Origin of the sequence: Streptomyces sp. NPDC096136 (assembly GCF_044763325.1) — a bacterium.
Lineage (GTDB): Bacteria > Actinomycetota > Actinomycetes > Streptomycetales > Streptomycetaceae > Streptomyces.
In genome coordinates, this window is sequence record NZ_JBIWFZ010000010.1 from 254,321 (window position 1) to 269,363 (window position 15,043).

A 15,043-nucleotide genomic window follows, 5' to 3' on the forward strand; every position below is an offset into this window, starting at 1 on the left:
GCCCTCACGCGACCGCCCGCAGCCCGGCCGGGTGCGGGGCGCCGCCCGAGTGCGCCAGGTCGGCGCGGGCGGCGCACTCGCGTGCGGCCAGGTCGCGGCCCAGCGGGGCCAGGGCCGCGCAGAACAGGAGCGCGCCGAGCGGGATCAGGTCCAGGCTGACGCCCATCACCGCCGTGCCCGCCAGCACCGCCACCGGACGCCACACCCCGGTCCGCCGCCGCACGGCCAGCTGCGTCACGATCCACAGCAGGCCCACGTAGAAGAGCATCGGCCCCACCGAGTACACCACCGGCTCCACCCCGGGCCGGCTCTGGACCTGCTCGAACAGCCGGTTCATGCCCTCCCGGTCGGCGGACCGGAAGCCGACGGCCAGGTCGATCACCGCCTGGGCCACGACGGCCGCCACCCCGGCCAGCCCGAGCCCGGTCGCCATCCAGGCCCCCACCCGACCCGCCCGCCCCGCCGGTGCCACCAGCCGCCGCAGCCCCAGGAACACCGCCCCGAACAGGAGCACCCCGGCGGTCAGGAACAGGTGCCCGACGGTCCAGGCGGGGCCCGGCCCGTGGCCCGGGTCGGCCAGCCGGATCCCCCCGTACGCCAGCATGCACAGCGGCCCCGCCACGAAGGCCTCCCGCACGAAGGCGCTCCGCCGCCGCCCCCACGGCCGCCCGCCGGCCCGCACCCGCCCGGCCCTGGCCGCGGTACCCGAATTCCCTTGCGCAGAAGCTTCGTTGGTCATGCCCCCGATCCTGTCCGCCCCGCCCCCCGCGCGGGATCCGGCACAACCCCCACCGACACCCCGAGACGACCCCGACGCACCCCTGACCGGCGCCGGGGGCGGCCGCGTTAGCCTGCACCGATGAGCGTGCGTCAAACAGTCGAACGAATCCGCCGGGAGAGCGTGGTGGCGCGGGCCGGGGCCCGCGCGGGCGCAGCCTTCGCGCTGACCCTCGCCGTGGCCCTCGCGCTCGCCTTCGTCCTGCGGCCCGACGCACCCGGCGGCAAGGCGGACGCCGACGGCCCCGAACCCGTACACAAGCCCGGCCTGACCGCCGCCGTCTCGGCCCCCTTCAACGCCTTCACCGAGGGCTACGACTGCTACCGCACCCCCACCCTCACCACCACCAGGTCCGGCACCCTGCTGGTCATCGCCGAGGCCCGCACCTCCGGCTGCGGCGACGTCGGCGACATCGACCTGGTCCTCAAGCGGTCCACCGACGAGGGCCGCACCTGGGGCCCGATGCAGGTCATCCGCGGCGCCGGCGACCCCGGCGCCTACGGCAACCCCGCCCCCGTCGTGGACTCCGCCTCCGGCCGCATCACCCTCCTCCACGCCTACAGCACCTGGACCACCGACGCCGACGGCAACCGCGTCCGCGGCCCCCGCGAACTGCGCCTGGCCCACAGCACCGACGACGGCGCCGACTGGACCACCGACCCCGCCCCGCAGCCGCAGCTGGGGCGCGCCGACTGGTCCTGGATCTCCGTCGGCCCCGGCCACGGCGTCCAGCTCACCCCCACCCGCCCCGACCGGCCCGGCCGCCTCGTCGTCGGCGCCGACTACCGCACCGACTCCGGCGAATCCGGCGCCCAGCTCCTCTACAGCGACGACGCCGGCCTCACCTGGCGGCCCGGCGCCCGCTGGGGCGCCCCCGAAGGCACCCCCGCCCCCAGCGAACCCGCCCTCACCCAGCTCCCCGACGGCCGGATCTACGTCAACGCCCGCTCCACCGCCGCCTGCGGCACCACCGACCACCGGCTGTCCGCGATCATCGACGACGCCGCCGCCCCCGAGGTCCCCGCCCCCGGCTTCGTCCCCGTCGCCCACCTCCCCGCCCCGCCCGCCTCCGGATCCGTCCTCCAGCTCCCCGGCGGCCCCCTGCTGCTGTCCGCGCCCAGCCGCCCCGGCGCCGAGTCCAACGACCGCTGGACCCTCGCCGTGCGCACCTCCCGCGACGAGGGCCGCACCTGGTCCGAGGACGGCGCCGTCGTCCTGCGCGAACGCGCCGGCTACTCCGACATGGCCGCCCTCCCCGGCGGACGCGTGGGCCTGGTCTACGAGACCGCCAACGGAACCCCCCACGGCTACGTCAAGTTCACCGCCTTCGGCCCCCGCGAACTCCACGCCGCCGCCGAGGACCTCACCCCCCGCACCACCACCGACACCACCCCCCACCGCAACGACGCCGTCGTCCACGGCGCCCCCCGCCTCGGCAACCGCCCCGGTGGCGGCAAGAGCATGCGCTTCGACGGCAAGGACGACTTCCTCCGCCTGATCGACTGCCCCGACGAACTGCGCGTCGGCGCCGACGACTTCGCCGTCACCACCTGGGTCCAGTACAAGACGCGCGGCCAGGACCGCAAGAGCGGCCTGCGCCAGCCCCTCCTGTGGGCCTACGGACAAGGCCCCGCGACCAAGCAGTTCCGCATCGAGGCCGACCCCGCCACCGGCCGCCTCGAAGCCACCGTCAACGCCGGGACCGGCCCCGTCACCGTGACCTCCCCGACCCGCACCGACGACGACAAGTGGCACCACGTCGTCCTCCAGCGCAGCGGCGGCCGCCTCGAACTCTCCGTGGACGGCAGGGCGCCCGCGACCGCCCCCGCTCCCACCGGCCCGGCCGGCGACCTCCGCCCCACCGGCGCCTTCACCATCCACCTCGGCACCCAGCCCGACTACAAGGCCTTCTACGCGGGCGCCCTGGACGACGTACGGATCTACGGCCGCGCCCTGTCCCGCAACGACATCGCCCGCCTGCGCGACGGCCACGACGTCACCGACGAGGAACGCGTCCACCTCCCCTTCGACGGCATCCGGTGACCGGCCCCCGGGTTGTCAGTACCCCTTGCCATAGTGGCGTGCGTGATCAACGACCTCGACGGCATCGACGGCATCGACTGGACCTCGATGGGCCACGCGTACGGCCCCGGCGGTGACATTCCGGGATGGCTGAAGGGCATGGCCGACCCCGACCCCGACGTACGGCGGGACGCGTTCGGCGGCTTCTACGGCGCGGTCCACCACCAGGGCGACATCTACCCCAGTACGGTCGCCAGCCTGCCGTTCCTCCTCGGCCTCGCCGACGACCCCGCCACCCCCGACCGGGCCGCCGTCGCCGCACTCGTGCTCAGCATCGGCCGCGAAGCCGCCGACCGGGACGACGACTGCATCCGCTTCGCACCGGACGGCACCGAGTCCACGGCCCCCGCCGACGCCATGGCCCTGCTCCGGGCCCGCGCCGAAGCCTTCGTCCGCCACGCCGCAGACCCGGACCCGGGCGTACGGCACGCGGGGATCTGCGGAGTGGGCCTCTTCCTCGACGACGCCGACCGGGCCGTGGCGATCCTCCGCGACCGGCTGCCCGCCGAACCCGGCACGGAGGAACGACTGCTGGTCATCCGCACCATGGCGAGCCTCGCCCTGCGCCTCCCCGCCGCCCGGCCCGCCGCCACCGCCTGGCTCGCCGCCCTCGCCGACGACCCCGCGGCGGACCCCGACATCCGGCTCGGCGCCCTCGTCCACCGCGCCCGGTGCGCCCCGCAGGACATCGCGGCCGACACCGTACCGACGGCGATCACCCTCCTGGGCCCCCTCGCACCCCCGCCGGACACCCCCGACACCCAGGGCTGCGCTCCCACCACCTGCGCCTGCGCCGCACCCGCCCCCGAAGCCGCCACCACGGACGAGGCCCAGGCCGCACCCGCCCCGGAGGAGGACGCCCCCGCCGGCGACGTCCCGGCCGACCACGCCCCGGCCCAGGACGCCCCCGCCCCCGAGCCCGCCCCCGCCGACGGGCCCCCGGCCCAGGACGTCCCCCCGCAGATAGCCGCCGCCTTCGAGGACCTCGACCGGCACGGCCGCGTCCACGCCCCCACCACCACCCTCCTGCGCACCTTCCACACGGTCCTCGACGACCGCGTCGCCGAGCGCACCGCCCTGCTCACCGCCCAGCTGGGCAGCCCGGACCCGGCCACCCGCTACGACGCCATCGCCATGGCCAAGGACCTGATCGGCTCCTGGCGCGGCGACCACACCGCGCTGGTCGCCCTCGTCGCGCAGTGCCTGCTGCCCCGCGACCCCTACACCACCGCCGCCGCGGCCGAGTGCCTCGGCTCCCTGGGCCCCGTCGCCGAACCCGCCCGCGAAGCCCTGGCCGACTGCGTCGCCGGACACCGGGACGCGCACGGCCCGGACGTCTGGGCGTCCCCGCGGCCGCAGCTGCGCCGCGCCCACCAGGAAGCCGTCATGGCCCTGGCCCGCCTCGGCGACCCGCGCGCCCTGCCGAGCCTGCTCACGGCCCTGGACGGCGGCACCGACGCCTGGCGCGCGGTGCAGGTCGCGGGCGACCTGGGCCCGGCCGCCGCCGGTGAGCTGGTACCCCGGCTGACCCGCCTCCTGGACGCCGTCGACTTCGCCAAGGAGTGGACCGACATGAGCGCGGGCGCCCTGGTGGGTGCCCTGGCCGAACTGGGCGACCCCGCCGCCGTCCCCGCGCTCGCGCGGGCCGTCGCAGCGGCGGTGCGGCACGAGCAGTGGAGACCCGCCGCCTCCGCCCTGGAGGCCCTCGCCTCCTTCGGTACCGCCGGCGCCTGCGCCCTGGACGTGGTCCGCCCGCTGGCCGACGCGCAGGACGTGGACCTCCGCGCGGCCGCCACCGCCGCCCTGTGGGCGCTCGCGCGCGACCCCGCCGACGCCGTCCCGAGGCTGGTAGCGCTCCTCGACGGCTACCGGCTGCGCGAGGCGGCCGAGGTGCTCGCCCTGGTCGGCCCGCCCGCCGGGGCGGCGGCGCCGCGCCTGAGGGAGATGCTGACCGCCTCGTACGACTGGACGCGCATCCACGCGGCGGCCGCCCTGTGGGAGATCGGCGGCGAGGCCGGGGCCGGGGCACTCGTGCCGGTCCTGCTGGCCGCCTGGGCCGGCAACGGCGCGACCTCCAACCACGTCCTGGCCTGCCTGTCCCGGATGGGCCCGGCCGCCGCGCCGGCCCTGCCCCGCATCGAGGAGGAACTGGCACTGCCCCGCCGCACCGGCCGCTTCGGGAGCATCGCCCACGACGAAGAGGTCCAGCACCTGTGCCGCACCCTCCGGGACCGCCTCGCGGGTTAGGAGCGCGGCTTGCGCGCCAGCACCAGCCGCCAGTGCGGGCTGCCGTCCTCGCGCCGGCCGAAGGGGGCCAGCGGGACCGTCTCCACGGTGAAGCCGGCCGCCCTCAGGTCCGCGCGGACCGGGCCGAAGGGGAAGGTGCGGTAGTACATGACGAACGGGGGCCGCCACACCGCGTTGCGCACCCGCATCGCCGCGTCGAACCCGGCCGCCGCCCACCACACGGGCGAGGCCGGGGGGAGCGGGGCGCCGACCGGGAAGGCGAACACCCCGCCGGGGCGCAGCGCGCGGTGGACCGCGCCGAAGAGGGCGGGCCGCTCGGCCGGGAGGAAGTGGCCGAAGGCGCCGAAGCTGACGGCGAGGTCGTACGCGTTCCAGAGCCCTTCGGGCAGGGCCAGCACGTCGGCCCGGACGAACTCCACGCCCTCGGGGTGCGCGCGCCGGGCCTGCGCCAGCATGCCGGCGCTGACGTCGACCCCGGTGACCCGGTCGCGGCAGAGGCGGCGCAGCATGCCCAGCCCGGCGCCGGTGCCGCAGCAGACGTCCAGCCCGGAGCCGAAGGAGCCCTCCTCCTGGGCCAGGGCCTCCTCGACGGCGTCGAGCATCCGGTCCGGGGTGCGGAAGGGCGTCCGGTCGAACTTCGGCGCGAGGAGGTCGTAGCCCCGCTCGACGGAGGAGAGGGCCTGGACGGCCAGTTCGCGCAGGCTCGGGCCCTGGGAGGTGAACACGGGCCCAGCCTAGTGACCGGGGGAGCGGACGGGACCCCTCCGCGGACATGCGGACATGCGGCGGCCGCGGTGGTCCCCCTCCGGCCACCGCGGCCGCCGCTCCCCCGTGCCGTTCTCCCGTACCGGCTCGCCCGGATTCCCCCGAATCCCCCGTGGGCTCGCCCGTACGGTCCCCCGTGTTCCCTACCGGTGGTGCATCCCCCGTGGTGCTCCCCCGTGGTTCCCCCGCTGTCTTTCCCGTACGTCCTCGGGCGGTCCCTCCGTACGTCCCCCGTACGACCGCTCAAGGCCCCCCGTACGTTTCCCCCGTACGCCGGTCCGTGCCCTTACGGGCGCGGACCGGACGCGTGGTTGTCCATCGACACGATGTCGACGTCCGAGGCGTGGTTGTCCTGCGGCTTGTCGCCGGGCTTGACCACGACCGGCGGTTCGGCCGCCGGGTCTCCCAGCGGGTTGATGTCGGCGCCCGAAGCGTGGTTGTCGAGCGGTCTGATGTCGCCGTCGAGCGGCAGGATGTTCTCGTTCGTCGCCATCGACTCTCTCCTGATCGTGTGTGGCGCCTGATGGTGGTCGGGCCCGTTCGGCGATTCCCCCGTGGACCGCCGAACGGGTTGTTCAACCAGCCGGCCCGAGTGCCCCCCGACGCCCCGGGTCGATGCACTCATCCTGCCGCGCGGCGATAAACGAACGATGAACGTGTTCGTCCATCGGCGGTCATCGCAGGTCAGGCGGCCAGCTCCGACGCCAGCAGCGCCTGCACTTCGGCCAGTTCCGCCGACCCCAGCTGGCGGAACACCGTCTCCGCGTCCCGCCAGCACGCCCGCGCCCGGTCCGGCTGGCCCAGCCGCCGCAGCGCCTTGCCGAGCACCGTCAGCACCGTCGCCCGGCGCCACTCCCCGCCGATCCCGCGCAGCGCGATGGCCTGTTCGGCGTGCTTGGCGGCCAGGGTGGGCCGCAGGGCGGCCAGATGGGCCTCGGCGAGCCGGAAGTGCGTCACGCCCTCCCACAGCGGCTGCCGGTTGTCGTGGAACAGCGACAGGGCCTCGCCGAGCTGCTCCAGCGCCTCCGTGAGCCGGCCGGCCTGGGTGAGCGCGATGCCCAGCGCGTAGCGGCCGTTGGCCAGGCGCAGGGTGAGGCCCATCCGGTCGTATATGGCGATGCCCTGCTGGGCGAGGTCGATGGCGCTGGACAGCCGGCCGAGCACGACGTGGATCCGGGAGAGGTTGCACAGGGCGCTGGCCTCGCCGATGAAGTTGGCGTCGGCCCGGAAGTTCTCGATGGCCTCCAGCAGGAAGCGCTCGCCGTCGGCGTGCCGCCCCTGGTAGAGGGCGATGATCCCGCGGTCGTTGGGCGCCCAGCAGCTGGGCAGCGGGTCTCCGGCCAGCCGGGCCAGGTCCATGGCCTGGCGGGCCTGGTCGTCGCCCTCGGCGAACCGGCCCGCGAAGAGGTGGACCATGGTGAGGGTGGTCCGCGCCCGGCCCTCCGCGCGCGGGTCGCCGGCGGCGCGCGCGGCCTCGCACAGGGTCTCCGCCGCGGACTCGTACTGCTTGGAGTTGGCGCCGGACTCGGCGAGGTCCTTGGCGGCCCACAGCAGGTCCACGGCCCGGCGCAGGGCGTCCGGCCGCCCGGCGGACTGCCGTACGCAGGCCAGCAGCGGGTCGGCCTCGGCGAACAGCCAGTCCAGGGCGGCGCGGGGCTCGGTGAGGACGAGTCCGGGGTGGCGGGTCCCGGAGAGGTGGGCGGGGAGGCGGTCGCCGGGCCGCTCCAGGGCGTACACGCGGGAGGCGGTGGCGAGGTAGAAGTCGAGGAGCCGGTCGAGGGCGGCCTCGCGCCCGCCGGCGGGCTGCTCGTCGCGTTCGGCGCACGCACGCGCGTAGAGGCGTACGAGGTCGTGGAAGCGGTAGCGGCCGGGTGCTGCGGATTCCAGGAGGGAGCAGTCGACTAAGGCCTCCATGAGGTCCTCGGTGTCGTGCTCGGGCAGGTCGAGGACGGCGGCCGCCGCGGCCAGCGAGATGTCGGGGCCGTCGGCGAGGCCCAGCAGGCGGAAGGCGCGCTGCTGGGCGGGCTCCAGCTGGCCGTAGCCGAGCTCGAAGGTGGCCTTGACGGCCAGGTCGCCGGACTGGAGCTCGTCCAGGCGGCGGCGTTCGTCGGCGAGCTTGGCGGCGAGGACGGAGACGGTCCAGGTGCGGCGGGAGGCGAGCCGGGAGGCGGCGATGCGGATCGCGAGCGGCAGGAACCCGCAGGCGCCGACGACGTCGAGGGCGGCCTGGCGTTCGGCGCCGACGCGTTCGCCGCCGACGATGCGGGTGAACAGCTGCAGGGCCTCCTCGGGGCTCATCACGTCGAGGTCGACGAGATGGGCGCCGGCGAGGCCCGACATCCGGACCCGGCTGGTGACCAGGGCGGCGCAGCCCGCGGTGCCCGGCAGCAGCGGGCGGACCTGGGCGGCGTCGCGGGCGTTGTCGAGGAGGACCAGGACGCGGCGGCCGTCGAGGGTGGAGCGGTAGAGGGCGGCCCGGTCGGCGGGGGAGTCGGGGATGGCGGTGTCGGGGGTGCCGAGGGCGCGCAGGAAGGAGCCGAGGACGGCCTCGGGCAGGACGGGGCGGGGCTCGGTTCCCTGGAGGTCGACGTAGAGCTGGCCGTCGGGGAAGTGCGGGCGGGCGGCGTGCGCGACGTGCACGGCGAGGGTGGTCTTGCCGACGCCGCCGATGCCGGCCAGGGCGGAGACGGCCATGACCTGTCCGTCGGAGCCCGAGAGGATCTCCCCGAGCTCGCTGACGAAGGGGGCCCGGCCGGTGAAGTCCGGGACGGTGGCGGGCAGCTGGGCGGGCCGTACGGGTACGGCGGAGGCGGTGGGGGCCGGGTCCTCGGCGCGGGCCAGTTCCGCGTCCGCGTTCAGGATGCGCTGCTGGAGGGCGGAGAGCTCGGGGCGCGGGTCCACGCCGAGTTCCTCGGCGAGGAGGCGGCGGGTGTCCGCGTACACGGCGAGGGCCTCGGCCTGGCGGCCGCTGCGGTAGAGGGCGAGCATCAGCAGCTCGCGCAGCCGCTCGCGCAGCGGGTGGGCGGCGGTCAGGGCGGTGAGCTCGGAGACGGCCTCGGCGTGGTGGCCGACCTCCAGGTCCAGGTCGAGGCGGGTCTCCAGCAGCTGGAAGCGCCATTCGGTGAGCCGGGTGCGCTCGGTCTCGGCGTGCGGGCCGGGGACCCCGGCGAGGGGTTCGCCGTCCCACAGGTCCAGGGCGCGGGCCAGCAGCGTCCGGGCGAGGGCGCGGTCCCCGGCGGTGCGGGCCCGGTCGGCGTCGGCGGCGAGGCTGCGGGCGATGCCGAGGTCGAGGGCCTCCTGGTGGCGCAGCCGGATGGCGTAGCCGCCGGCGTCGCTGACGAGCAGCTCGGGGTCGAGGACCTTGCGCAGCCGGGAGGCGTACGTGCGGATGGTGGCGAGGGCCTGCTGCGGGGGGTCCTCGCCCCAGATGGCGTCGATCAGTTCGGGCGCGGTGGCGGTGCGGCCGTCGCGCAGGAGCAGCGCGGCGAGCAGGGCGCGCTGCTGCGGGCTGCCGGAGGGCAGGGTCTCGCCGCCGCGCCAGGCCCGGATGGGTCCGAGCACGGCGAAGCGGTTGTCTCCGGGGACGGGTGCTCCGGGTGCTCCGGGACCGTCGGAGACGCTCGGCTGGTGCGGGATGGCCGGTCCGCCGTCCATCTGTCCTCCCCCTGCCTTCCGTCGGTTCAAGGGTCAGTCTGCCCTGTGTTGCACGTACGCGTCAGCCCGCGGCGGAGCCATCCGCTCCCGGCCGGCGAAGGCCCGGCGCCCAAACAGCTGACGGTTCGTCAGATCGACGCTACCTTAAGAGCCATGGAGACCTTCCCGAAGATCATCTCGGTGGACGACCACACGGTTGAACCTCCTCACGTCTGGCGGGACCGGCTCCCGTCGAAGTTCCGCGACACCGGCCCCCGGATCGTCCGCGCCCCCCTCAAGGAAATGACCTTCCTCGGCGGGAAGTTCGCCCCCGTCATGGGCGCGAAGGGCGACGACGGCCCCATCGGCGACTGGTGGGTGTACGAGGACCTGCACCGGCCGCTCACCCGCCTCGACACCGCCGTCGGGTACGACCGCGACGAGATCAAACTGGAAGTCATCACCTACGAGCAGATGCGCCCCGGCTCCTTCTCGGTTCCCGAGCGCCTCGCCGACATGGACGTCAACCACGTCCAGTCCGCCCTCTGCTTCCCCACCTTCCCGCGCTTCTGCGGCCAGACCTTCACCGAGGCCAAGGACCGCGAACTCGGCCTCCTCGGCGTGCGCGCGTACAACGACTGGATGGTGGAGGAGTGGTGCGGACCCCTCGCCGGGGGCCGCCTCATCCCGCTGACGCTCGTCCCCCTGTGGGACGCCCGCCTCGCCGCCGAGGAGGTGCGCCGCAACGCCGCGCGGGGCGTGCGCGCCGTCGCCTTCTCCGAGATACCGCCGCACCTGGGGCTCCCGTCGATCCACACGGACGACTGGGACCCCTTCCTCCGGGCGTGCGACGAGACCGGCACGGTCATCGCCATGCACATCGGCTCCTCGTCGCGCATGCCGTCCACCTCGGCCGACGCGCCGCCGGCCGTCGGCTCCACCATCACCTTCGCCAACTGCTGCTTCTCGATGGTCGACTGGCTGATGAGCGGCAAGTTCGAACGCTTCCCGAACCTGCGGATCATGTACGCCGAGGGCCAGATCGGCTGGATCCCCTACATCCTGGAGCGCGCGAACGTGGTCTGGGAGGAGAACCGCGGCTGGGGCGGCGTCGCCGACAAGGTCCACCGCCCGCCGTCCGAGCTCTTCGCGGAGCACGTCTTCGGCTGCTTCTTCGACGACGCCTTCGGCCTGCGGAACCTGGACTCCATCGGCGTCGGCAACGTCCTCTACGAGACGGACTACCCGCACTCGGACTCCACCTGGCCCAAGTCGCGCGAGGTGGGCCAGGCCCAGATGGGGCACCTGGACGCGGAGGTGGTGGAACGCATCGTGCGCGGCAACGCCATCGACCTGCTGGGGCTCACCCCGGAAGGGCTGTGGCCGGGAGCCTGAGACGGGGGTAGGGGGTGGGGCCCCGGGTCCCACCCCCTGTCGAGCGCTATCAGCCGTCAGCCGGCGGCCGATGACGCCCGCTCGCCCGCCACCACCGGGCGGACGTGCGTCAGCAGCAGCTCCAGGAAGCGGTCCGGGCGGCGCAGCGCCGCGAAATGGCTCGCGTCCTCGATCAGCGCGAAGGCCTTCACCGGAGCATCCACCGCGTCGAAGTACGCCTGGGCGCGCGCCGCCGGGGTGATCACGTCCAGCTCGCCCTGGAAGACGAAGAACGGCACCTCGAACCGGGTCCCGTCGGCCCAGTCGTCGAAGGCGTGCGTCCCGACCGTGACCGGCGCCGAGAAGCCCTGCCCCTTGAAGTAGGCGGCGATCCGGCCGAGGGAGTACAGCGGCGACAGCCACATCGAGCCCAGGACGACCTTCTTCACGGTGTCCAGCGTGAGCGGGTCGCTGCCGGCGCACAGCTTGTCGTACGCCGTCCGCTGCGCCGAGGTCCAGCGGTTCGGGTCGGAGCCCATCGCCTCGACCGTCGCCACGTCCTTCGCCTTCCGGGCGGCCCGGAGCCGCTCCAGGGTGGCGTCGTAGGCGGAGGTGTCCCGGCCCGCCTCCAGGACGTTCTGGTCGGTGCCGACGTACGCCGAGAAGAGCTCGGGGTGGCTGCGGGCCAGCCGGAGCCCGAACACCGTGCCGAAGGAGCTGGGCAGCAGGGCCACCCGGTCCACGCCGAGCCGCTCCCGGACGTGGTGGACGACCTCCAGCGCGTCCGCGTAGAGCCGTTCGAAGGTCGGCTCCCCGCCCTGGCCGGCGGGGCCGCCGTGGGCGAAGGTCAGCCCGGCCCCGCGCATGTCCCAGCGGACCAGGGTGAAGTGCTCCTCCCAGGCCCGGGTCCGGGCCCCGTACGGGGAGTTGGCCGCGCCCGGTCCGCCGTGGAGCTCCAGCAGCACGGGGTTGGCCCGGTCCTCGCCGCGCACGGAGATCCACTGGTCGATCCCGCCGATGCGGACGAAACCCTGCTCGCCGATGCCGTTGGGCGTGTCGATGCGCATCAGGCGGGCGTGCGCGGACCGGCGCACGGCGCGGTGGGCGAGCAGGCCCGCGACCGGAGCGGCGAGCGTGGCGGCGGCGGTGGCGGCGATGATCCCGAGCATTACTGTTTCCCCCAGACGCTGTTTTGCTGACGAGGAGGAGATTACGGCAAGACCCGTGTTTGTAAAGGGGGTTGGTGTCAGCGGCCGGGACCGCACGCCAAGGCCGGAATCCCGCCATCCCAGCGCCACGCGAGGTCCGGACCTTGCACCCCGGCCCGTCGCCGGGGCATGCTTCGCCAGGGCAAAGCGGGAGGGATCATGGCGGTGGACAAGCGGTCCGTGGTGACGGCGGTGCTGTGCGCCGTGGCGGCGCTGGGCGCCTCGGCGGCGGTCGCCGAGCTGGCGCCTCCCCCCGAAGGGGCCGCCCCCGTGCACGCGAAGTCGGCCGCACCCTCCGGATCGCCGAGTGGCCCTTCGCGTTCGCAAGCATCCAAACCCCAGTTGGGCAAGCCCCAGTCGGCGCCCGTCACGCCCAAGCCGGGCGGTGCCGCCACCTTCACCGGCGCCCTGTTCACCGGCGGCCTGGACGGCGACCACTTCTGCACCGCGACGGTCGTCCGCAGCCCCGGCAAGAACCTGCTCATCACCGCCGGCCACTGCCTCCTGGAAGGCGAGCAGACCCGCGACGGCGGTGCGGTGTTCGCACCCGCGTACGCGAACGGTGTCGCTCCGTACGGGGTCTGGAAGATAGAGCAGGTCTACGAGGACAAGCGCTGGGCCGACGACACGGACGACGACTACGACCTCGCCTTCGCCCGCGTCGCCCCCGACGGCAAGGGTCGCAACATCGAGGACCTCACCGGAGGCGCCCCCCTCGACACCACCGGCCGCGCGGGCGAGGAGGTCACGGTGACGGGCTACCCCGCCGACCGAAAGGTCCCCCGCACCTGCACGGCCGTCGCCGTCCGCACCAGTGAGCGCGAGCAGCGCTTCGACTGCTCCGACTTCCCCGGCGGAACCAGCGGCAGCGCCTGGCTCGGCCGCGACGGCAAGATCATCGGCATCCTGACGGGCGGTGACACGGACGACGTCTCCACCAGCACCGTCCTCGGCGACTACGCCGCCCAGCTCTATGCCAAGGCCACCGCCCCCAAGCGCTGACCCTCCCCCCGGCGCACATGCCCTCCCCCGCACGGGGGAGGACGGCTCACTCCCGCGCCCGACGCCCGGCAGGGGCCCCGCGAGCAGGATCGGGAACGACCCGACCACTGCTCCCGGAGGAGACCACCGCCGTGCACCGGACGACCCTGCGCCTCGCCGTTCCCCTCGCCCTCGCCGCCGCCCTCGCCGCCACGGCCTGCCTCCCGGCCTCGGCGGCGGGCTCGCCCCCGACCGCCCCTCCGGCCGCCGCCGCGGGTACGGCCGGGGTGGTTCCCGCCGTGGGCGGCATCAGCGGGTGGGGCCGCATGGCCTACGGAGACCCCCGCGACGACGTCCGGATATCCGTCGACGCCCACGGGCTGTTCACGCGGCCGGCGGCCGGAGCGCCGTCCGGCCCCTCCACGGCGGTCCGCTCCTGGGGCGGCTTCCGCATCCAGCACTACTCGCCCCCCAAGGACGGGGAGCCCGCCCACTTCAACTGGGGCGACTTCCGCGTCGACTGCCTGCGCGTGGACGGCACCGAGGTGTCCGTGACGGGCCGGCTCGTCGACGCCGGACCGGTGTGGCAGGACTACCTCCACCGCAAACCCCTGCCCGCCCGCATGGCCCTCGGCTTCCACGTCCCCGGCCCCGGCGGCGGCGACGCGGCGCGCGTCGGCATCCTCGCCCCGGCCGGCGACCAGGACATGCCGCCCTGCTCGACCCCGAAGCCCGACGCGGGACTGACGGCGGGCGGCTACCGCCTCAGCGCCCCGGGTGCGGTCCCACCCGGGGCCTAGCATGGGAACATGAATTCGAATACCGGGCCGTCCGCCGACCCCTCGGAGGCGCGCCCGCCCCTCACGCCCGCCCTCACCGGTGACGAACTCGCCCGCTGGTACTGGACGCTGGCCGAGCTGAACGCACTCGCCCGGCGGCTCGACGTACCGCGCGGCGGCGGAAAGGCTGCGCTCACGGAGCGGCTGCGGGCCGCGCTCGACGGCAGGCCGCTCCCCGCGGCCCCGGCCCGCCGTCCCGCGGCGGCCCGCCGGCTGTCCGCCCCGGTGGACGGCACGACGGTCATCCCCGAGGGGCAGCGGTGCAGCCAGGTGCTGCGGGAGTTCTTCCGGCGGGAGATCGGCCCGGCGTTCCACTTCGACGGGTACATGCGCGCGTACGTCGCGGAGCACGCGGGCCACACGCTGGCCGAAGCGGTCGCCCACTGGCACGCCACCCGGGCGGCCGCCGCCGGACCCCAGGAGATCGGCGCACAGTTCGAGTTCAACCGCTTCCTCCGCGCCTGGCACGCCGACCACCCCGCCGGCACCAGGGACGAGGCCCTGGCCGCCTGGCGCGCCCACCGCTCGGCGCCGCGCTAGCCCCCCGTCATCCCACCAGGCCCAGGTGGACCGGCGCGGCCGAGGCGTCGGCGAGGAGGTCCGGCAGCCGCGGGGGCCAGAGCGGCTCGCCGAGGGTGGCCAGCCGCTCCGGGGAGACCCACTGCCAGTGGATGCCGGGGTCTTCGAGGACGGGCTCCCGGCGGGGGCCCGTGGTGACGTAGATGTGCTCGTGCTGCCGGACGGGGACGCCCTCGTGGGTGAAGTCGTGCTCCCAGGTGCACAGCAGCCGCTGCGGCTCCAGGTCCGTCCACCCCGTCTCCTCGCGCAGCTCCCGCCGCACGCACTCCTCGGGGGTCTCGCCGGGATCCATCCCGCCGCCCGGGGGCAACCAGTGGATGCCGACTTCGACGTTGTTCTCCCGGAAGAGGAACACCGATCCGCCGGGGGAGAGGACGACAATGCGCGCTGCCTGACGCGGAGTTCTCATCAACGCAGCGTACGGCGGGGCCGGGGCGGGCGGGAGGGGGTGGGGAGGGGATGTGGGGCGGGGGCTTCGGCCGGGGGTGGGGCGGTGCACCCCCGGGCCGGGGTGCGTGGAGGGCCGGGGGCTTTCCGCCAGTCCACTGTCCTTCCGG

Annotated in this window: 12 protein-coding genes; 6 read left to right on the plus strand and 6 right to left on the minus strand. The window is 75.1% G+C overall.

Annotated elements, in window-relative coordinates:
- Positions 1 to 4: 4 nt before the first annotated feature.
- Positions 5 to 739, minus strand: coding sequence for a hypothetical protein (locus ACIRBY_RS22460; protein WP_403902846.1), 735 nt, complete (start codon positions 737 to 739; stop codon positions 5 to 7).
- Positions 740 to 859: 120 nt separating this feature from the next.
- Here ACIRBY_RS22460 and ACIRBY_RS22465 point away from each other — a divergent pair, with 120 nt between their 5' ends.
- Positions 860 to 2,821 carry a LamG-like jellyroll fold domain-containing protein gene (locus ACIRBY_RS22465; protein WP_403902849.1) on the plus strand — a complete coding sequence of 654 codons (1,962 nt, stop codon included), beginning with the start codon at positions 860 to 862 and terminating at the stop codon, positions 2,819 to 2,821.
- A 42-nt stretch (positions 2,822 to 2,863) separates the two neighbouring features.
- On the plus strand, positions 2,864 to 5,107 hold the full coding sequence (locus ACIRBY_RS22470; protein ID WP_403902852.1) for a HEAT repeat domain-containing protein: 2,244 nt from the start codon (positions 2,864 to 2,866) through the stop codon (positions 5,105 to 5,107).
- On the opposite strand, the gene ACIRBY_RS22475 is transcribed toward ACIRBY_RS22470, so the two are convergent.
- From ACIRBY_RS22475 to ACIRBY_RS22485, 3 genes are all read right to left on the minus strand, one after another.
- Positions 5,104 to 5,832 carry a methyltransferase domain-containing protein gene (locus ACIRBY_RS22475; RefSeq protein WP_403902855.1) on the minus strand — a complete coding sequence of 243 codons (729 nt, stop codon included), beginning with the start codon at positions 5,830 to 5,832 and terminating at the stop codon, positions 5,104 to 5,106. The genes ACIRBY_RS22470 and ACIRBY_RS22475 overlap by 4 nt on opposite strands.
- Positions 5,833 to 6,158: 326 nt before the next feature.
- Complete coding sequence (locus tag ACIRBY_RS22480) at positions 6,159 to 6,365, minus strand: hypothetical protein (RefSeq protein WP_042809668.1); 207 nt, start codon at positions 6,363 to 6,365, stop codon at positions 6,159 to 6,161.
- 191 nt (positions 6,366 to 6,556) lie between these two features.
- A complete protein-coding gene (locus tag ACIRBY_RS22485; RefSeq protein ID WP_403902858.1) occupies positions 6,557 to 9,526 on the minus strand; it encodes a BTAD domain-containing putative transcriptional regulator in 2,970 nt (989 codons plus the stop codon).
- Between the two features lie 153 nt (positions 9,527 to 9,679).
- Here ACIRBY_RS22485 and ACIRBY_RS22490 point away from each other — a divergent pair, with 153 nt between their 5' ends.
- The gene (locus ACIRBY_RS22490) at positions 9,680 to 10,900 is read left to right on the plus strand and encodes an amidohydrolase family protein (RefSeq protein ID WP_403902861.1); all 1,221 of its coding nucleotides are present in this window, start codon (positions 9,680 to 9,682) and stop codon (positions 10,898 to 10,900) included.
- A 56-nt stretch (positions 10,901 to 10,956) separates the two neighbouring features.
- On the opposite strand, the gene ACIRBY_RS22495 is transcribed toward ACIRBY_RS22490, so the two are convergent.
- The gene (locus tag ACIRBY_RS22495) at positions 10,957 to 12,048 is read right to left on the minus strand and encodes an alpha/beta fold hydrolase (RefSeq protein WP_403902864.1); all 1,092 of its coding nucleotides are present in this window, start codon (positions 12,046 to 12,048) and stop codon (positions 10,957 to 10,959) included.
- A gap of 198 nt (positions 12,049 to 12,246) precedes the next feature.
- Between ACIRBY_RS22495 and ACIRBY_RS22500 the strand changes: the two genes are divergently transcribed.
- The 3 genes from ACIRBY_RS22500 to ACIRBY_RS22510 all read left to right on the plus strand — a co-directional run bounded on the left by ACIRBY_RS22500 (position 12,247) and on the right by ACIRBY_RS22510 (position 14,447).
- The gene (locus tag ACIRBY_RS22500; RefSeq protein ID WP_403902867.1) at positions 12,247 to 13,089 is read left to right on the plus strand and encodes a trypsin-like serine peptidase; all 843 of its coding nucleotides are present in this window, start codon (positions 12,247 to 12,249) and stop codon (positions 13,087 to 13,089) included.
- A gap of 131 nt (positions 13,090 to 13,220) precedes the next feature.
- Positions 13,221 to 13,868, plus strand: coding sequence for a hypothetical protein (locus tag ACIRBY_RS22505; protein ID WP_403902869.1), 648 nt, complete (start codon positions 13,221 to 13,223; stop codon positions 13,866 to 13,868).
- Positions 13,869 to 13,877: 9 nt separating this feature from the next.
- Positions 13,878 to 14,447: a DUF6434 domain-containing protein gene (locus tag ACIRBY_RS22510; RefSeq protein WP_403902872.1), complete on the plus strand. Its 570-nt coding sequence runs from the start codon at positions 13,878 to 13,880 to the stop codon at positions 14,445 to 14,447.
- 7 nt (positions 14,448 to 14,454) lie between these two features.
- Here ACIRBY_RS22510 and ACIRBY_RS22515 read toward each other — a convergent pair whose 3' ends face one another.
- Positions 14,455 to 14,895, minus strand: a complete 441-nt coding sequence (locus ACIRBY_RS22515) for an NUDIX hydrolase (protein WP_403902875.1) — start codon at positions 14,893 to 14,895, stop codon at positions 14,455 to 14,457.
- Between the last annotated feature and the right edge of the window lie 148 nt (positions 14,896 to 15,043).